Below are 18,969 nucleotides of genomic sequence, written 5' to 3'. Positions count from 1 at the left end.
GCCCACCCCTCCCGTTGGGGGAGGGGTGGGCCTTGGCAGTTGGCTGCCCGGTCGCAGCGGGGTGGTTATCCACCCCGCCCGATCAAAACGCTTCCGCGTCCAGCGCCATCATCGACGCCTTGCCCGATTTGATCGCCAGGAACGCAGTCGTCGCCTGCGGCAGGATGCGATCGAAGTAGAACTGTGCGGTCGTCAGCTTGGCCTTGTAGAACCCGGCCTCGTCGGTTCCGCCCGCCAGTCGGTCGCGCGCGATCAGCGCGCTTTGCGCAAAGCAGAACGCCATCGCCACCAGCCCCGTCAGGCGCAGGTAATCGGTCGCCGCCGCGCCGGCTTCCTCGGGGTCTTTCATACCCTTCTGTGCAATCGTCGCGGTGGAGAGCTGGAGCGCCCCGAAGGCCTTTTCCAGCGCCTCGATCATCGGCTTGAACTGCTCGTCGCCCTTGTTCGCCTCTATGAACTGCGAGACCGGGTGGAAGAAGCTGCGCAAGTTGCGGCCCATGTGCGCGGGCAGCTTGCGGCCGACAAGGTCGAGCGCCTGGATGCCGTTGGTGCCTTCATAGATCATGGCGATGCGGCCATCGCGCACGTACTGCTCCACGCCGGTCTCGGCGATGTAGCCATGGCCGCCGTAGACCTGAACCGCCAGATTGGCGTTCTCATAGCCCAGGTCGGTGAACAGCGCCTTCACCACCGGCGTCATCAACGCGATGAAGTCGGCGGCGCGCTGTTTCACTTCGGGGTCAGTGGAGTACCGCTCGGCATCGAGCGCGCGGCTGACCCAGCCACCCAGCGCGCGGCAGCCTTCGTTATAAGCCCGCATCGTCATCAGCATCCGGCGCACGTCCGGGTGGACGATGATCGGATCGGCCGGTCCCTTGGGATTCTTCACGCCTGAAAGCGACCGGCCCTGAAGACGGTCCTTCGCATACCACACGGCCGACTGATAGGCCGCCTCGCCCACGCCCAGCCCCTGCACACCCACCGAGACGCGCTCGGTGTTCATCATCGTGAACATGGCCTCCATGCCCTTATGGGGCTTGCCGACCAGCCACCCGGTGGAATCGTCGAAGTTGAGCTGGCAGGTGGCCGAGGCCTTGAGGCCCATCTTGTGCTCGATCGCCGCCACCGACACGCCGTTGGACGGACCGGGGGTGCCATCGTCTTTCGGCAGGTACTTGGGCACGATGAACAGGCTGATGCCCTTCACGCCCTCAGGTGCATCGGGAAGCCGCGCGAGGACGAGGTGGACGATGTTTTCGGTCAGGTCATGCTCACCCGCCGAGATGAATATCTTGGACCCGCTGAGCTTGTAGCTGTCGTCATCCTGCGGGACGGCCTTGGTGCGCAGCATGCCAAGATCGGTGCCGCAATGCGGCTCGGTCAGGCACATCGTGCCGGACCAGTCGCCCGAGACCATCTTGGGCAGATAGAACGCTTTCAGTTCGTCGCTGGCATAGCCCTCGATCGCGGTGGTCGCGCCGTGAGTCAGCCCCGGATAGAGGCTGAACGAAAGGTTGGCCGAACAGATCATCTCCTCGGTCATCTTGTTGACCGTTTCGGGCAGGCCCTGTCCGCCCCATTCGGGGTCCGATGCGAGCGCGCACCAGCCGCCTTCGCGGAACATCTCGTAGGCTTCCTTGAAGCCCTTGGGGGTGCGCACGACGCCGTTTTCAAGGGTACAACCCTCGATGTCGCCGGAGCGGTTGAGGGGCAGCAGGACCTCGGTCGCCACCTTGGCCGCTTCTTCCAGCACCGCGTCGACAAGGTCGGGGGTGAACTCGGACAAGGCCTCGATGTTACCGAAGCCGTCGTTCTGGTGGAGTTCGTGGATCACGAACCGCATGTCGCGCAAGGGCGCTTCGTAGACCTGCATTTTGTCACTCTCCTCGGGGTCGGTGCGGCAATCTCAAACCAGCTTGATCTCCGTCACCCCCGAGGCAGCGGGAATGACGGATAAGGTGGCCGGATCACGCGCCGCCAAACATCAATTACGCAGCGGCTTGCCGGTTTCGAGCATATGCTCGACCCGGACGATCGAGCGCGGTTCACGCACCAGCCGCATGAAGGTCTCGCGCTCCAGCTTGAGCAGTTCGGCTTCGCTGACGGTGTCGACAAGGTCCGCCTCGCCGCCCGAAAGCACCCCGGCCAGCGCAGCCGAGACAACCATGTCATAGTCGGTCGCCTTGCCCTGCTTGTGGAAGCCTTCGGCCGCCATGCCCAGCGCGGTCCGGCCGCTTTCCCCCGGCAGGCGGAAAGTCGGAGCCTCGGGCGCGGCATACCCTTCGACCAGCGAAAGCGCCTTCTGCTTGGCGTCGTAGAGCAGGCGGTCACGGTTCATCGTAACCCCGTCGTCGGCACGCAGGAACAGCAGTTCCTTCGCCTGCGCCGCCGAGCGCGAGACCGAGGCGGTGGAGACCGTCTCGAACACCTTGGCGACGGCCGGCATAGGGCCCTTGGGCATACCCTTGTTCTTCTGCCAGCGGTCCAGCATCTCGCCATTGCCGCCCCAGCCGGGGATCAGGCCGACGCCGCATTCGACGAGGCCCATGTACAGCTCCGCATGGGCCTGCACCGCATCGCAGTGGAGCAGGATTTCACACCCGCCGCCCACGGCGAGGCCCGCCGGCGCGCCGACCACCGGAAACGGCGCGTATTTGAGGCCCTTGTAGGCCATCTGGCCGCCCGCGATCAGCTTCTCGATCTCGCCCCATGCGGCGATGTTCACCGCGAAAAGGGCGAGGCCTAGATTGGCTCCGGCCGAGAAACTGTCGGCATCGTTATATACGACAAGCGCCTTGTACTTTGCTTTCACCAGCGGGATCGCCTCGACAATCAGCTTCATGACATCGCCGTCGAGCGCGTTCATCTTGCCGGTGAATTCGAGAGCGACAACACCGTCACCCACGTCCCAAAGTGCGGCGGAACCGTTCCTGAGCAGCGGCTTGGACGCCAGCTTGATGTCGGACAGCTTCAGGACGCCTTCGGGGCGCTTGATGTCGCGGTAGGTGCCGTCAAGGTCGAGGTACTGCCGCTTGCCGTCTTCCACCCTGTAGAATGTCCGGTCCCCTGCGATCTTCAGGATTTCGGGAACGGGTTTTCCTTCGGATTCAAGTCGCTGAGCCAGCCAGGCGGCGCCCAGCTTGTCGATCATCTCAAAGGGGCCGGCCTTCCAGTTGTAGCCCAGCTTCATCGCATCATCGATGGCCACCACGTCGCCCGCGGCCGAAGGCACGAGGGCAGCCGCATAGGCCAGCGTCCCGCCCAGCACAGCCCAGGCATAGTCGCCGATCTTGCCCTTGGTTTCGACCAGCGCGCGAAGGTCGCCCTTGCCCGCCGCGCCTGAGGGACCGAAGGCGCGGATCGTTTCACGGTACTCGCCGCTCGCCAGGTCGATGGTCTCCTTGCGGCGGCCCATCTCCTTGTTGAGACGGTAGAAACCGCCCTTACCCTTGCGGCCGGTGTAGCCCTCGCCGATCATCTTTTCGATCAGCGGCATGGTTCGGGCGATGGCGTGGTACGGGTCGTCCTTGGGCAAAGTCGAGGTCAGGCTGGCCTGCAGATGCGGCATCAGATCAATGCCGACGAGGTCGACGAGGCCGAAGATCCCGGTCTTGGGCACGCCCATCGGCTTGCCGGCGATGGCATCAGCCAACTCTACGGTAAGCCCCATGTCGAACGCTGCGTTGAGGCCCAGCTGAATCCAGTAAGTGCCGATACGGTTGGCGATGAAGCCCGGCGTATCATTGGCGCGAACCACTGTCTTGCCCAGCGCCGCATCCGAGAAACGCTCGACTTTCGCGGCGATGGCGGTGTCGGTCGCAGGCCCGGTGACGATCTCCAGCAGGCGCATGTAACGCGGCGGATTGAAGAAATGGGTGATGAGGAAATCGCGCTGAAACGCCGCCGAACGGCCCTCTACCAACTGGGCAAGCGGGATCGTCGAGGTGTTGGACGACACCGCCGTCCCGTCCCGCTTCACGGCCTCGATCCGCGCGTAAAGACCCTGCTTGATGTCGAGCCGTTCGATGACGGCTTCGATCACCCAATCGCATTCGGCAATCTTTTCAAGGTGGTCCTCGATATTGCCGGTTTCGACCAGCTTCGCTGCCGACTTGCTCATGAACGGGGCGGGTTCGGTCTTGAGCATCTTGGCCACCGCACCCTCGGCAATGGCATTACGGTTCCCGGCATCCTTGGGGACGATATCCAGCAGCAGCACCGGCACGCCCGCATTGGCTACCTGCGCGGCGATCCCGGCGCCCATGGTGCCGGCCCCGATGACGCAGACTTTCCTGATCGTGTCGCTCATTCCACGGCCTCCAGAACGGTGGCGATGCCCTGCCCGCCGCCGATGCACTGGCTGGCGAGCGCGTACTTGCCGCCCTCACGCTTGAGCAGCGAGGCCGCCTTGCCGACGATCCGCGCGCCGGTCGCGCCCAGCGGGTGACCGATGGCGATGGCGCCCCCGTCGATGTTCACCTTGGCGCGGTCCAGCCCAAGGTCCTTGATGCAGGCTAATGCCTGGCTGGCGAAAGCCTCGTTCAGTTCCACCACATCGAGATCGGCGGCGGAAATCCCGGCCCGCTCCAGCGCCTTCTGGCTGGAAAGGATCGGGCCAAGCCCCATCGTCTCGGGCGCGCAGCCGGAGATCGCGACCGACTTGATACGGGCAAGGATCGGCAGCCCATGGGCCCGGGCATAATCCTCGGTCGTGACTAGGACGGCGCTGGCGCCGTCGGTAAGCGGCGAGGACGTGCCCGCCGTGACCGAGCCCTGCGCATCGAACGCAGGCTTCAGCCCGGCAAGGCCTTCTGCGGTGGTTTCGGGGCGGATGGTGCCGTCCTCGCTTACCGTTCCGGCCTTGGTTTCGATCGGCACGATCTCGTCGCTCAGACGGCCCTCGGTACGGGCGGCGGTGGCCTTGTTCTGGCTCTCCACCGCGAGCGCTTCCTGATCGCCGCGCGAAATCTGGTACTTGGCGGCGACATTCTCAGCCGTCTCGCCCATGCCCATGTACGCAGCGCTTTTCTTTGCCAGCGCGGGATTGGGCAGCGGGTTGAAGCCCATCATCGGCACCCGGCTCATCGATTCGACACCGGCGCAGACGAACACTTCGCCCGCGCCAATGGCGATCTGGCCCATAGCGATATGGATCGCGCTCATCGACGAGCCGCAGAACCGGTTCACCGTCATTCCGCCCACCGAGATCGGCAGGTCCGCCAGCAGGCCGATCAGGCGCGCCACGTTGAGGCCCTGCTCGCCTTCCGGAAAAGCGCAGCCGACGATGATGTCCTCGATATCGGCAGGCTCAACGCCGGTCTTGCCGATCAGCCCGCGAATCACCTGTGCGGCGAGGTCATCAGGACGGACGCGGGCAAGTGCGCCCTTGCCGGCAAGGTGAAACGGCGAGCGGGCGTATCCCGCGATCACGACGCTTTGCATGCATTCTCTCCATGGGCGGACCGGCTCGGTTGATACCGAATCCGTTACGATCCTCGTTCCTCGTGAACGTCTTCCCTAAAGGTGCAATTCTTTCCCTATACGTCAAGCAAATTTTGGGTTAGACCGATTCTTGTTCCGGTCGGGATCGAACAGCCACCTTCATGAAAAGGGGCGGATCCAGGCACATAAGCGAACACGGGTAGAGAGATGGAGAGGTCGCTCAAATGCACGTGATGAAACCCTTGGCACTGGCATTGGTTGCCGCCGCCCCTATTGCCATAACCTGCGTTTCGGTTCCCGCCCTGGCCGCAGATGCGAGTTCGGTGCTGGGAACCTGGCGCACCCCTTCGAAGAACGGCGTCGTCGAGATCGCCCGCTGCGGCGGCTCGATCTGCGGTAAGCTGATTTCGTCGGATCACATCAAGACCAACTCCGAGCTGAAGGACGTCAACAACAAGGACACCGCCAAGCGGGACCGCAAGCTCAAGGGCTTGCAGATCGTCGGCGGCTTCAAGCTGGACGGCGGCGCGTGGACCGGCGGCTCGATCTACAACCCCGAGGACGGCGGCACCTACAAAGCGACGATTACCCCCGCCGGCCCCGACAGTCTCAAACTGAAGGGCTGCATCGTCTGGCCGCTTTGCAAGACGCAGACATGGAACCGGATCAAGTAAAGGTCCGCTTCGTTACCGATAGCGCGGTCATTGCCAGAGCAAGGCCGGCACCACTGGGAGAGTACCTCATGAATACCAAGTCCGGCCGCATCCTGCTGGCCAGCGCGACCAGTCTGATCGCCTTTGCCTATGCCGGGGCTGCCCATGCGCAGGCGTTCTACCTTCAGGAGCAGTCCGTGCGCGGACAGGGCCGTGCGTTCTCGGGCGAGGCCGCCGATACCGGCGTTGACTCGCTGTGGTGGAACCCCGCCTCGATCGCCGACCTACAGGGCGGCGAAGCCTCCGTGCGTGCCAGCTTTATCCGCCCGCGCGGCGACGTGGTCGACAACGGCACCGTGATCGTGCGCCCGGGCCAGCCCGCGGCCTCGGTAGGCGGCGATCCGCGTGCGAAGAACCCGATCGACAACGGCATCCTGCCTTCGGGCGCTGTGGCTTACGGCTTCGGCAAGGTGGCGGTTGGCCTCGCGGTAACCGCACCGTATTCGTTCACCACCAACTACGATGCGGACAGCTGGGCGCGTTATTCCGCCGACAAGACCAAGCTGCGCACGTTCGACATCCAGCCCAGCGTCGCCGTAGCGGTGACCGACTGGCTGCGCGTGGGCGCCGCTGCCAATATCGAACATGTCGATGCCTCTCTTGGCAACTACCTGCCCAACCTCTCACCGCTGCTGCCGGACGGGCACCAGAATCTGAAGGGCAAGGGCTGGGATGTGGGCTGGTCCGCCGGTGTGCAGATTCACGAAGGCCCGGTAACCCTGGGCTTCGCCTACAAATCCGCGATCAAGCACAAGCTGGACGGCACCGTGACCATTGAGGGCCTGCAGGGACCGCTTGCCGGACAGAATGCCGTCATTGATGCCAAGGCCCAGTTCAGCACGCCCTGGCAGGCGATTGCCGGCGTGCGTGCGCAGCTCAGCCCCAAGCTGACCTTCAACGGCCAGATCGTGCGCATGGGCTGGAGCGAATTTGATACGATCGACGTGGGCGCCCCGCTCAACACCGCGATCCCAGAGAACTATCGCAACACCTGGACCTGGGCGATGGGCCTGGATTACGATGTGACGCCGCAGTGGACCGTGCGCACCGGCTTCCAGCGCGGCCAGACTCCCACCCAGAACGGCAACCGCGATGCGCGCGTGCCTGACAGCAACCGCTGGAACTTCTCCGCAGGCACCAGCTACGCCATGAGCAAGGCGTTCACCATCGACGCGGCGGCTTCCTACATCACCTTCAAGGATGCCAGCATCGACCGCATAACGGCCGCCTATGCCGGCACCCCGGTGCAGACCCCGGTGATCACCAACGGCACGCTCGAGAATGCTTCGGCGCTCGTATTCTCCCTCGGTGCAAGGATGGCCTTCTGATGAATGACGCGGCGACGATCGGCGGGGTCGCTCCCGCCGTCCCCACCCAACATGCGGACGAGATGCCGCCGATCGCGCCGCGTCTGCTGACCGACCTGCTCGACCATGCCGTAGACGCCCACGGCACCTGGCCGGCGATCGACTTCATGGGCCGAAAGTGGACTTATGCCGAGATCGGCGCGCTTTCCCGGCGCGCCGCTCGCGGACTGCAGGACCTTGGCGTGGTCAAGGGCACGCGGGTCGGGCTGTGCCTGCCCAATACGCCTTACTATGTGATCTGCTACTTCGCGGTCCTGCGGATCGGCGCGGTAGTGGTGAACTTCAACCCGCTCTACACCGAGCGCGAGATGGCCCATCAGGTCGAGGATTCCGGCTGCGAGGTGATGATCGCCACCGACCTTGCGCTATGCCTGCCCAAGCTGGAGCCTCTGGTCGGCAAGACCTGCCTCAAGCGCGTCGTCGTCTGCCCCTTCGCCAACGTGCTGCCCGCCTTCAAGCGCCGCGCCTTCCTGCTGTTCAAGCGCGCCGACATAGCCCACGAGCCGCACGACCTGCGCTACGCCCGGTTCGAAAACCTCATCGCCCGCGATGCTGCGCCCGATCCGGTGGAGCGCTCCCCGAACGATCTTGCCGTGCTGCAATATACCGGCGGCACCACCGGCGTGCCGAAGGGGGCGATGCTCAGCCATGCCAACCTTGCCGCCAACTCCGCCCAGATGATCGCGCATGTCGGCCATATGCCCGACAAGCAGGAGCGCACGCTCGGCGTCCTGCCGCTGTTCCACGTCTTCGCGCTGACCACGGTGCTGAACTATTCGGTCGACACTGCCGCCGAGATGGTCCTGCTTCCGCGTTTCGAGATGAAATCCTTCCTCGCCACCGCCAAGCGCACCAGGCCTACGCAGTTCTTTGGGGTGCCCACGCTCTACACCGCGCTCAATGGCCAGCAACTCCACGGCGAGTTCGACAACGTGCGCGTATGCATTTCGGGCGGCGCCCCCCTGCCTCTCGAAGTGCGCCGCGAGTTCGAAGCGAAGACCGGCGTCAACGTGGTGGAAGGCTACGGCCTGTCCGAGGCAAGCCCGATCATCGCCTGCAACCCGCTGGAAGGATTGGTCAAGGACAACTCCTGCGGCCCCGCCTTCCCCGGCACCCAGCTGGAAATCCGCGACCCGAACGATCCCACCCGCACTTGCCTCCCCGGCGAGAAGGGCGAGGTCTGCGCCCGCGGCCCACAAGTCATGAAAGGCTACTGGAACCGCCCCGAGGAAAGCGAAAAGACCTTCATCTACGGCGCCCTGCGCACGGGAGACATTGGCTATCTCGATAAGGACGGCTATCTGTTCCTTGTCGACAGGATCAAGGACGTGATCCTGTGCGGGGGCTACAACGTCTATCCCCGGATCATCGAAGAGGCGCTCTATGAGCATCCGATGGTCTGGGAGGCGGCGGTGATCGGCGTGCCGGATGCCTACAGGGGACAGTCCCCCAAGGCGTTCGTGGCATTGCATCCGGGGGATATCTTGGACGAAGAAACATTGCTCGCCTTCCTGCGCGAGCGGCTGAACAAGATCGAGATTCCATCATCAGTCGAGTTTCGCGAATCGCTGCCGAAAACGATGATCGGCAAGCTGTCGAAGAAGGACCTCGCTGCCGAGGAAACCGCCCGGCGCAGCGGCGGGCAGTCTGCTTGAGCCTGTCTCCTGCCCCGGCCGCCGATCCTGCCGAGATGATCGGCATCCAGGATGCGGCCACGCAGCTTGGCGTCACCATGCGGACCTTGCGGTTCTATGAGGACAAGGGCCTGATTTCGCCGCAACGGGTGGGCACCACGCGCATCTATTCGCGGCGTGAGATCGGGCGAATGCAGCTGATACTGCGCGGCAAGCGGTTGGGCTTCTCGATCCGCGAGATCAAGGAATTCCTCGACCTCTACGATGTCGACCCGGAGCACCACGAACAGGTCCGCGCCCTGCGCACCCGGGTGGGCGACCGCATTGCCGACTTGCGCAAACAGACGCTAGCGATCGAGCAGACGCTGGAAGAATTGATCTCGATCGACCGGCAGGCGCAGGCCTGGTTGGCGGGCACGCCAGTCAAGCCGGTGGAGGAAGCCTAGCATGAGTGAAGCCGTCGCCGAACTGCGCAATCTGCTCGAGGTCGAGGAGATCGACACCGACCTCTACCGGGGCGCCCCCGCCGCGGAAGGGCCGGGCCGCGTGTTCGGCGGGCAGGTGGTCGCGCAGGCGCTCGCAGCTGCCGTGGGCAGCGTGGGCGAGGAACGGCAGGCCCACTCGCTGCACGCCTATTTCCTGCGCCCAGGCGATACCACACGCCCCATCGTCTACCGGACCTTGCGCGATCTGGACGGCGGCAGCTTCGCCAACCGACGCGTCGTCGCCATGCAGGGCGGCAAGCCGATCCTCAACCTGGCCGCCTCCTTCCACCGCCGGGAGGAAGGCTTCGCCCATGCCGCCGAGATGCCAAAGGTGCCCGGGCCAGAGCAGTGCCCCGATTTCGCCTCCGCCCTTTCTGCCACCGGCCAGAAATTTCCGCAGGTCATGCTCGACCGCCTTGCCGCCTTCGAGATCCGGCCCGGCCCACCTGCAAGCGAAAGTTCCGGTACACCGCGCCAGTTCCTGTGGTTCCGCCTCGCAGCGCCCATACAGGCGGGTGATGCCTTGAACCGCACTGTCCTGGCGTATGCCAGTGACTTCGCGCTCGTCGGCACGGCGGTGCTGCCTCACAAACCCCATTTCTTCGCGTCCAGCTTGCAGGTGGCTAGCCTCGACCATGCGATGTGGTTCCATTCGACCCCGCAGGTGGACGACTGGCTACTCTACGCAATGGATAGCCCCTGGGCCGGTCACGCGAGAGGCTTTGCGCGCGGTTCGATCTACGACCGCGCAGGCAAGCTGGTCGCCAGCGTAGCGCAAGAAGGCCTGTGCCGGGTGGTTGAGCGCAAGAGCAAATAACGCGATAACGCCCCGCTACCCCTCAATCGAATAGACCCGCAGGATCTGCTTTGCGACCTCTTCCAGGCTGAGGCGCCCCGGCCTGTACCATGTGCTCGCGGTATTGAGCGTGGTCAGCAGCAGGATGCGATAGACCACGCGGTCGACGCCTGCCGGCATGGGCGCAGCCTCCACCAGATCGGCAAACACTTGCTCGAAGGCATCGCGCCGTTCCACGAGCTGCACCCGCACACTTTCGGGTACAGCGCGAAAATCATTCATCAAAGGCATCGTCAATGAGGCCGGGTCGAGCTGGATTTCCAGGAGCACCCGGCACGCTGTCGCCAGAGCCTGCGAAGGATCCTGCACCCCCGCGATCGCCGCGCAGATCCGATCCTCTGCCGCTTGCAAGGCACGGTCATGGATGCGGATGAACAGTGCGTCCTTGCTCTTGATGTAGTGATAGAGCGAACCGCCCAGCAGCCCCACACGCTCGCCGATGTCACGAATGCTTGTCGCGGCGAATCCCCGTGCGCCAAACAGCGCAGCGGCGGCGTTCAGCACTTCCTCTTCGCGCAGGGTCAGGACTTTGGCAGCCAAACTTTGCTCTCGCTCTTGATTGTAACGATCGTTTGGTACAATGAAACTGCCATCCAGCGCAAGCAGCCGAAGACCGGAAGAGAACCATGCCCGCAACGTACCAGCCCCCCGTCGCGACAATGCGGTTCCTGCTTGAGGACGTCCTCGACTTCGATGCCCAGATGGCGCAGCTCCCCGGATTCGAAGACGCCAGCGCCGACCTCGCCGCCGAAGTACTGACGGTGGCCGGGCGCATGTGCGCCGATCGTCTTGCCCCGCTCAACCTGCCCGGCGATGCGGCCGGATCGAAGCTGGTCGACGGCAAGGTCATCACGCCCCCCGGTTTTGCCGAGGCTTACGCCGAATTCGTCGCAGCAGGTTGGTCCGGTCTTGCCGGCGATCCCGCATTCGGCGGCCAGGGCTTGCCCCGCACGGTTCAAATCATGCTCGACGAGATGGTCTCGGCAGCGAACCTGTCGTTCGGGCTGTTCCCCGGCCTGACGCGCGGCGCAGCCGAGGCATTGGCCGCGCACGGTTCCGACGAACTCAAGGCGACCTATCTCGAAAAGCTGGTCACCGGCGAATGGTGCGGCGCCATGGCCCTGACCGAGGCTTCGGCAGGCACTGACCTGGGCCTGCTGCGCACCCGCGCCGACCCGCGCGACGACGGCAGCTACTCCATCATCGGAACCAAGATATTCATCTCCTCGGGCGATCAGGACTTCGGCAACAACGTCGTCCACCTCGTTCTTGCCCGCCTGCCCGATGCGCCTGCAGGCGTGAAGGGGATCAGCCTGTTCCTCGTTCCCAAGCTCCTGCCGGGAGACGCCAGAGACTGGACCGAACGTAACGCGATGTCGGTGGGCGCACTGGAGCATAAGATGGGCATCCACGCCCAGCCGACGTGCGTGATGAACTACGACGGCGCCACCGGCTGGCTGGTCGGCGAGGCTGGACGCGGGCTCAACGCGATGTTCACGATGATGAACGCCGAGCGCCTGTTCGTCGGCATCCAGGGCCTTGGCCTTGCTGATGCCGCAACCCAGGCTGCCGTCACTTACGCCCGCGAGCGCCTGCAGGGACGCGGCGCCGACGGCAGCGGTCCGGTGCCGATCATAGCTCATGCCGACGTGCGCAAGATGCTGCTCGCAGGCCGCGCCTTTGTCGAACCGGCCCGCGCGCTGGCGGCCTGGACCGCGATCCGCATGGACGTGGCCGAGCGCCACCCCGATCCGGTGGTCAGCGCGGCCGCCCATGCCGACGTCGCGCTGCTCACTCCGGTCATCAAGGCCGCCTTCACCGACTTCGGCTTCGAGACAACGGTGCTGGCCCAGCAGGTCTTCGGCGGTCACGGCTACATCCACGAGGCCGGGATGGAGCAGTTCGTGCGCGACGCGCGCATCACCCAGATCTACGAAGGGACCAACGGCGTTCAGGCCATGGACCTCGTCTCGCGCAAGGTGACGATGGAGGGCGGCGCGCCCTTGCGCTCTTATCTGGACATGATCGCCGCAGACCTTGCCAAGGCCGACCCGGCGCTCACCGATCCTCTTGCCGCGCAGATGCGCGACGCGCTGGCCCTGCTCGAAACCGCGAGCGAGACCATCGCCGCAGCGGCAGGCGACACAGACCGGCTGGGCGCGGCCGCGACAGAATACCTCAACCTTTTCGCGCTGGTTTCGCTGGGCTGGATGTGGCTGCGAATTCTGGCTGCCTCCCCGGCGCTGGGCGCAACCCGCACGCCGCAGGCCTATGCCGCGATGGCCCGCTACTATGCCACCTACATGCTCCCTCGCACCGCCCTGCACGCGGCCCGCATCGCAGCCGGCCCGGAGCCGGTCATGGCGCTGGACGAGGAACTGTTCTGAAGGGAATACAGGCCTTTCCTCCCTGCCGCGCAGCGACAGAGAAGAACCGGGCCCGGGTTCAGGATAACGCCAGCGGGCCCTTCGCGAAACTCTCGCGGGTGATCTCGAAGATCACGTGCTCGACCATGGCCCCGCCGCGTTCGTAGCTGCGGGTGCGGTCGGTTAGAATGCCGCCGATATTGGCCATGGCCCTTCGTGAGACTACGTTATCGGCGCCGACCTGGAAGATCACCCGGTCGAAATGCTCCAGCGCATGGGCGAGCATCAGGCGCTTGAATTCGGCGTTATGGCCCCTGCCCCAATACTTGCGGGCCAGGAAAGACCAACCGATCTCAATCTCACCGGGCGCTTCTGCCTCGGCCGCGCCGTAACGGGTCGAGCCGGCGATCTCGCCGCTGGCGTTGTCGATGATCGCAAAAGCCCCGCCGGAGGCTATGGCTTCGTCGAAGAACACGCGGAACACCGGCTCCTGCCAGCGGTCATGCGCGGGGTGTACGACCCAGATCGCGGGATCGGAAGCGAGCGCGAACAAGGCCTCCCAATCCTCTGGGAGGAGGGGCCGGAGCGTCAGCCGGCTCCCTTCGAGAACCGGCTGACGGTTCATGTCAGGCTGTCACGTCCGCGACGGCGGCAATGAACTTGTCGATGTTGGCGGCGGTGAGGCCAGCCACGGCGATGCGGCCCGAAGCGGCGAAATAGACGCCGTGCTTAGAACGCATTTCCTGCACCTGCTCGGGCGTGAACGGGATGATCGAGAACATACCGTTCTGGCTGCCGATCGGCGTCAGGTCGACACCGCCCGTCTTGCCGGCCGCAGCCAGGGTCGCGCGGACCTGACGCATGCGCTCGCACATCTCGGCAACCTCATCGAGCCACTGCGCGGTCAGGGCTTCGTCCGCCAGGACGAGGCGCACTGCGGCAGCGCCGTGATCTGGCGGCTGCGACCAGTTGGCACGAGCCAGTGCGTGGCCGTTGGACATCACGCGAGTCAGGTCCGCTGGATCGGCAACCATCGCATAGAGCGCGCCGACGCGGTCACGGTAGAGACCGAAATTCTTGTCGCACGAATAGCACACCAGTGCTTCCGGCACGGCGGCGAGCACACGGCGAACACCGTAGGCGTCCTCCTCCATGCCCTGGCCCAAGCCCTGATAGGCCAGGTCGAGGATCGGCAGCACCTTGCTGTCCAGGATCAGACCGGCGATCTCGTCCCATTCGGCATTGGTATAGTCGATGCCGGTCGGGTTGTGACAGCACCCGTGCAGCAGGATGGCGTCGCCGGCCTGCGCCTGGCCAAGCGCGCCGCGCAGGGCATCCATATCAGTCGAGCCGTCAGCGGCGGCGTGGTTGAATTCGAATACTTCAAGGCCGAGGTCGGCGCAGATCTGGTTGTGGTTGGGCCAGCTGGGCTTGCCGACGATCACGCGGTTGTAACCCGCACGCTTCACCATCGCGAGCGCGAGGCGCAGCGAGCCGGTGCCGCCGGGCGTCTGCATACCTTCGATGCGGCCGCCCATTGCGGGGTCCTGCTTGCCGAAGATGTAGGGCATAAGCGCCTCTACAAAGCCCATGTCACCCTCAGGGCCAAGGTAGGCCTTGGAGTCCTGCTCGGCGACGAGCTTCGCTTCGGCGGCCTTGATCGCGCCGAACACGGGCGTATCGCCCTGCCCCGTGCGGTACACGCCGACACCGAGGTCGATCTTGTCGGCACGCGGGTCCGAGTTGTGGAGCTTGATCAGCGCGAGGAGCGCGTCGGCGGGCTGTTGCTTGAGGTCATTGAGCATGGCGGGCGGCCATTAACCCCGCTGGCCGGGCAGCGCAACACCCGAGTGCGTAAAGTCTTGTGGAGCGCAACAAGATTACGCCCGGCCATGACTGGCCGAGCGTAAAACCTCGTCAGAACGGCAGCCAGCGCTGCTTTTCGGAGAACTTCATATAACCTATGTTCGCGCCCAGTCGCAGGCCTGCACCGGCGCGTACCGGGATCAGCACGGTGTTCCCGCGCCGCAGGTAGCTGACGGTAAATCCGCCGATCAGATAGGCCTGCCCCTCACCCGCGCCAAAGCGGTGGTAGAGGTCTTGCGTGTCGTAAAGGTTATAGACCAGCACGAATGCGCTGCCGGCATTGGCGCCGGCATCGAAGCCGATCGATGGGCCGGTCCAGTAGACAGGACGCTCACCTTCGACCTTGTGGTGCATCGTGCCCGAACCGTAGCGCAGACCCACGGCAATGGCGCCGCCCGCCTCGCGCCCTACAATATAGGCGTTGGGTTCGCCCTGCTTGGCCAGCAGATCGCGGATGACATCGGCAAGACCCTTCGCCCCCTTGCCAAACACACCCTCTGCGGCGCCAATCAGATCGTCTTCGCGGTAAGTTGAAGTGCTGTCCCCCGCCACCACGGCAGGCGGGGTGGTGGGCGAAGGCACGGGCGTGGCCGGCACCGGCTGGCCGTTCCAGTCGTTAGCAGGAGCCTCAATCGGTGTGCCGTTACCAGGCGCCGCCTGCGGGGCCGCCGAGTAAGTGGTGCCCCGGTTGATGTCGGCATCGATCGCAGCATCAGGATCGACAGTCGTGACTTGCGCCATGGCAGGCGCCAACGGCGTGACCACCGCAAGCAGCGCCGAAACTGCGGCGATGAGCGGAGCAACGACCGGTCGGCGACGTTCGGCCTTTGCGCCCGCTTCGATGATATTCTTGCGGTTCGTCATGAGAGACCCTTCCGTGGCGTACTGCCCTGCGTTGCCGGCCTGTCGCCGGCGATTCCCCACCCCGCGCCCCGTGCGCGGCCAAAATGGTGCCATCCCACAAGAATCCACCGCGCCTGACCTCGCAATGAACGGGCGACGACTTGAGTCCGTTTTGCGACAGGCTGAATCGACAAACGCCGGTTTCCGGGGCTTTTTGGGAAATCGACATTTGTTCACTGATCGCCTCTTGCCGCCCCTCATACGTCTCGCTATAGGGCCCGCCTGAGCCGCACTCGGAGACGTGGGTGAGTGGCTGAAACCAGCGGTTTGCTAAACCGTCGTGCCCTTAAGGGGGCACCGAGAGTTCGAATCTCTCCGTCTCCGCCATGCTGCCGGTGCAAGATGTTTCAGGTGATCCTGAGACATCGCCAGCCTTACAATTAAATGACGGTGGGCTGACGACCATTCGGGTGCGATATCGGGCACGTACCGAGGAAGCACAAGCAAGCTCCGAGTGTTTGGCCCCGGCGCATCATGTAGGGCGATCAGCAAAGCCGCGAGCATCATGCCAAAGCCGATCTTGAAATCCGCGTTTCCGCCTAGTGTCGACGGCAATACGCGCTTGCTCCTGCTTGGTAGCCTGCCGGGCGAGCGCTCGCTGGCGGCGGGGGAATATTATGCTCACCCGACCAATGCATTCTGGTGGCTCATCGGCGAAGTGCTTGGTGAAGCGGACTTGCCCCGCCTGCCCTACGCCCAGCGACTGGAGGAACTCAAAACGCGCGGCGTCGGGCTCTGGGACGTCATAGCTAAGGCGCAGCGGACGGGAAGCCTCGACACAGCCATACGCAGCGCCACGCTGCGCAACCTTGAGGCATTCGCACAAAGTTTACCACGGCTGCGCGCCATCGGCTTCAACGGCGGTACGGCTGCGAAAGCCGGCAGACGTCAGCTGGCTGGAGCCGATGGCGCCTGGAACTTGATCGACCTGCCTTCCTCCAGCGCTGCGTATGCAAGCATGCCGCGCGAAGCGAAGCTGGCGGCATGGCGGGAAATTGAACGCTATCTGGCCTAAAGCCGGGAAGCTTTTCCCTGACCCTGACCGCGCAAAAACGCGCCCGAGAGAGAGAGTGGGTCTCCCGGGCGCGCTGCCCCGCCGCGCAGTCGGTGGGGGGCATGGTACCGCGGCGGATCAGTTCAAGGTGATTACTGCTCGGTGCTGCCGCCGCTCACGCCCAGATTGAACGACCCGCTTGCGCCGTTCTTCGAAGCCGCACCGCTGCCCGATCCCGCGGCAGTGGCGCTTCGCGTGCCGGCCGTTGCCGTGGCCGAAGCATTGCCGGAACCGGTGGCCGAACTGTCCGATGCGCTGTTCGCCGTATCGCGCACCTTACTACCAACGCCCTGCGCCTTTTCGGTAGCGGCCGAACGAGCAGCATTGGCCGCGCCGGTCGCAGTGCCGTCAAGCTGCGAGGCAGTGTCCGCCGCGTCGACCGGCAAAGTCGGCGCACCGCTTGTCAGGCTACCCGCGCCGGAACCCGAAGCCGAGCCGTTGGCCTTCGGACCTGTCAGCGAACTCATTGCCGTGCCCGAGCCGGAAGCGCTGCCACTCGCCGAATTCGGGCCCTTGGCGGCATTGCTCGCCACCGAACGCGTAGAGCCCACGAGGCCGCCAGCTTCCGAGCGGGTGCCTTCGAGCGCGCCAGGCGTAGTCGAAGGGTCGGGGGCGGACACCTGCGGGGCCTTCACCGACTTGCTGGCTCTCCCGATGCTATTGGCACGTGAGGAAGCGGTGCGGCCTGCGCGCGAGGCACTGATGTCCCCGGTACCGCTGGCGGCGCCATCGATCGAACTGCCGACGCTGCCCATAGCGCCACCCAGCGAACTGCCAACGCCGCCGCCGAGCGAGCCGCCCAGGCCGCCGCCCAGCAACTGCGCATTGGCTACACCAGGCATGGCGAAGAGAGCGAAGGTTGCACCAAGAGCGGTAAGCGCCGTTCCGAGGTTGAGCTTGTTCATGGGTATGCTCCTTCCTTTGTGTGTCAATCCCGGCGCAGATGTCCTGCCTCGGGGGCTCTGGAGGAAGGAACGGGTGGGCCTTTCACTTTCATCCGTGGTGGATGCGATTTTTTCTCTAAAGTCCCGAGCGACAGATATTGCAGAGCACCCCGCGCCCGGTCCGCCGCCTCCCCTTCAGTGCCTCCGCATCGACGGAATTGAGCCCCTGTGCGCCGTTACCCGCCGCCAGCCGCGCGGCAATGCGGGAGGCAGCAAGAGGGGCAGCATAGGAGGTCCCGCGCAAGGACACCCGGCCCCGGCCCGGCACCAGTGCGGACATGTCGGCCCCCGGCGCGGCGTAATCGAGGTGCGTAGCGCGGCCCGCCTCGATGAGTACACGGCCTGCTCCATCCACACCGGTCACCGCAACTACGCCCGGGTAAGAGGCTGGATAGGCTGGCGGTGCGGCGGCACCGTCGTTACCCACTGCGGCGACGATGACCATCCCCTTGCCTTGCGCCGCTGCAACCGCCCGCGCCAGTAGCGGATTCGAAGGCCCTACCAGACTGATCGAGACCACCGGAACACCCTGCCCCTGCATCCAGCCCAAGGCCTTGGCGATAGCCAGAGCATTACCTCCCGCCGGATCGCTGCCATACACATCCGCGCCATAAATCCGCGCCGTCCCCGCCCCGGTCAGCAGCGAGGCGATGGCGCTGGCGTGGTCACTGGCCTTCGTCCCCGATGCAAAGGCATGCTGGGAGACCAAGCGCCGCCCCCCGGCATCCGACACAGCGATGCCGCCGTCGATCACTCCCACCGTACCGCCCCGCGGCAGCGCCTCGGACGATGCCTTGCCCGCCTCGTTCTTAGCGCTCTTGCCAGAGGGAAAATGAAGCTGATCCGCCGTAACTTCACGACCCGGCAGCGCCTTGCGCAAAGCCTCCACCGCCTTGCCCAACGCGACCCCCGACGGCACACCCAGCCGCGCATAGGACACATCCAGTCCGTCAAGCGTTCCTTGCTCGATAACAGCGTAACCCTGCCCACGCACTACTTCCAGCGCTGAAGGATCGGGATCGAGCAGCAGTGCCTCGCCGCGCACGGCGGGCCGGCGTTGTTCGTCCCATTCCACCCGGTCGCCATGGTCGGAAACCAGACGCGACAGCCGCTGCACCCTTTTGCGTGCGAGATCGCGTACGCCGCCGACCGCCTCGCCCAGCGGCTCCAGAGCCGGCTCGGCGATATCGCGCACTGCATCGCCCACGCGGCCCACCGCATTACCCAGAGGCTCGATCGCGCCGCCCAATTGCGCCTGTGACGGCGCCGCCACCAGCGCCGCCGTCAGGACGAGAAATAGAAGAGCATGTCGTTGCATCAGCTTGTCCGCCGGGAAATT

The 18,969-nt window shown here is 64.9% G+C and carries 16 protein-coding genes and 1 tRNA gene; 8 read left to right on the top strand and 9 right to left on the bottom strand.

The genetic code is table 11. The annotated features are described in order from the left end of the window. Positions 1 to 82: 82 nt before the first annotated feature. The 3 genes from V474_RS22780 to V474_RS22770 form a co-directional block, all read right to left on the bottom strand. On the bottom strand, positions 83 to 1,873 hold the full coding sequence (locus tag V474_RS22780) for an acyl-CoA dehydrogenase C-terminal domain-containing protein (protein ID WP_059153518.1): 1,791 nt from the start codon (positions 1,871 to 1,873) through the stop codon (positions 83 to 85). Between the two features lie 111 nt (positions 1,874 to 1,984). Beyond that, positions 1,985 to 4,309, bottom strand: coding sequence for a 3-hydroxyacyl-CoA dehydrogenase/enoyl-CoA hydratase family protein (locus V474_RS22775; RefSeq protein ID WP_059153517.1), 2,325 nt, complete (start codon positions 4,307 to 4,309; stop codon positions 1,985 to 1,987). Then, complete coding sequence (locus tag V474_RS22770; RefSeq protein WP_059153516.1) at positions 4,306 to 5,442, bottom strand: thiolase family protein; 1,137 nt, start codon at positions 5,440 to 5,442, stop codon at positions 4,306 to 4,308. The genes V474_RS22775 and V474_RS22770 overlap by 4 nt, the downstream gene beginning before the upstream one ends. Before the next feature lie 224 nt (positions 5,443 to 5,666). Between V474_RS22770 and V474_RS22765 the strand changes: the two genes are divergently transcribed. The 5 genes from V474_RS22765 to V474_RS22745 all read left to right on the top strand — a co-directional run bounded on the left by V474_RS22765 (position 5,667) and on the right by V474_RS22745 (position 10,458). Continuing rightward, on the top strand, positions 5,667 to 6,116 hold the full coding sequence (locus V474_RS22765) for a DUF2147 domain-containing protein (RefSeq protein ID WP_059153515.1): 450 nt from the start codon (positions 5,667 to 5,669) through the stop codon (positions 6,114 to 6,116). A gap of 68 nt (positions 6,117 to 6,184) precedes the next feature. After that, positions 6,185 to 7,483, top strand: a complete 1,299-nt coding sequence (locus V474_RS22760) for an OmpP1/FadL family transporter (RefSeq protein WP_059153514.1) — start codon at positions 6,185 to 6,187, stop codon at positions 7,481 to 7,483. Next, on the top strand, positions 7,483 to 9,177 hold the full coding sequence (locus V474_RS22755; protein WP_059153513.1) for a long-chain-fatty-acid--CoA ligase: 1,695 nt from the start codon (positions 7,483 to 7,485) through the stop codon (positions 9,175 to 9,177). The genes V474_RS22760 and V474_RS22755 overlap by 1 nt, the downstream gene beginning before the upstream one ends. A 35-nt stretch (positions 9,178 to 9,212) precedes the next feature. Further along, positions 9,213 to 9,602: a MerR family transcriptional regulator gene (locus tag V474_RS22750; RefSeq protein WP_059153553.1), complete on the top strand. Its 390-nt coding sequence runs from the start codon at positions 9,213 to 9,215 to the stop codon at positions 9,600 to 9,602. Position 9,603: 1 nt separating this feature from the next. Further along, positions 9,604 to 10,458: an acyl-CoA thioesterase gene (locus tag V474_RS22745; RefSeq protein ID WP_059153512.1), complete on the top strand. Its 855-nt coding sequence runs from the start codon at positions 9,604 to 9,606 to the stop codon at positions 10,456 to 10,458. 15 nt (positions 10,459 to 10,473) lie between these two features. On the opposite strand, the gene V474_RS22740 is transcribed toward V474_RS22745, so the two are convergent. Beyond that, positions 10,474 to 11,037 carry a TetR/AcrR family transcriptional regulator gene (locus V474_RS22740; protein ID WP_059153511.1) on the bottom strand — a complete coding sequence of 188 codons (564 nt, stop codon included), beginning with the start codon at positions 11,035 to 11,037 and terminating at the stop codon, positions 10,474 to 10,476. Positions 11,038 to 11,123: 86 nt separating this feature from the next. Here V474_RS22740 and V474_RS22735 point away from each other — a divergent pair, with 86 nt between their 5' ends. After that, entirely contained in the window at positions 11,124 to 12,884 is a 1,761-nt protein-coding gene (locus V474_RS22735; RefSeq protein WP_059153510.1) for an acyl-CoA dehydrogenase, read from the top strand. Positions 12,885 to 12,942: 58 nt separating this feature from the next. Here V474_RS22735 and V474_RS22730 read toward each other — a convergent pair whose 3' ends face one another. From V474_RS22730 to V474_RS22720, 3 genes are all read right to left on the bottom strand, one after another. Continuing rightward, entirely contained in the window at positions 12,943 to 13,488 is a 546-nt protein-coding gene (locus tag V474_RS22730) for a GNAT family N-acetyltransferase (protein ID WP_059153509.1), read from the bottom strand. Between the two features lies 1 nt (position 13,489). Further along, complete coding sequence (locus V474_RS22725) at positions 13,490 to 14,668, bottom strand: amino acid aminotransferase (RefSeq protein WP_059153508.1); 1,179 nt, start codon at positions 14,666 to 14,668, stop codon at positions 13,490 to 13,492. A gap of 112 nt (positions 14,669 to 14,780) precedes the next feature. Next, positions 14,781 to 15,593 (bottom strand): DUF1134 domain-containing protein, encoded by an 813-nt coding sequence (locus V474_RS22720; RefSeq protein ID WP_059153507.1) that lies wholly within the window; start codon positions 15,591 to 15,593, stop codon positions 14,781 to 14,783. 274 nt (positions 15,594 to 15,867) lie between these two features. On the opposite strand from V474_RS22720, the gene V474_RS22715 reads away from it, so the two are divergent. Both V474_RS22715 and V474_RS22710 read left to right on the top strand, forming a co-directional pair. Next, positions 15,868 to 15,959: transfer RNA gene (locus tag V474_RS22715), tRNA-Ser, on the top strand. 178 nt (positions 15,960 to 16,137) lie between these two features. Then, the gene (locus tag V474_RS22710; protein WP_059153506.1) at positions 16,138 to 16,647 is read left to right on the top strand and encodes a DNA-deoxyinosine glycosylase; all 510 of its coding nucleotides are present in this window, start codon (positions 16,138 to 16,140) and stop codon (positions 16,645 to 16,647) included. Between the two features lie 131 nt (positions 16,648 to 16,778). Here V474_RS22710 and V474_RS22705 read toward each other — a convergent pair whose 3' ends face one another. Then, positions 16,779 to 17,591 (bottom strand): hypothetical protein, encoded by an 813-nt coding sequence (locus V474_RS22705; RefSeq protein WP_059153505.1) that lies wholly within the window; start codon positions 17,589 to 17,591, stop codon positions 16,779 to 16,781. 115 nt (positions 17,592 to 17,706) lie between these two features. Further along, positions 17,707 to 18,948, bottom strand: coding sequence for a S8 family serine peptidase (locus V474_RS22700; RefSeq protein ID WP_059153504.1), 1,242 nt, complete (start codon positions 18,946 to 18,948; stop codon positions 17,707 to 17,709). Positions 18,949 to 18,969 lie beyond the last annotated feature (21 nt).

This window comes from Novosphingobium barchaimii LL02 (assembly GCF_001046635.1).
GTDB lineage: Bacteria > Pseudomonadota > Alphaproteobacteria > Sphingomonadales > Sphingomonadaceae > Novosphingobium > Novosphingobium barchaimii.
The sequence above is the reverse complement of the archived record's forward strand: the minus strand, read 5'-3'. Positions and strand labels throughout refer to the sequence as shown.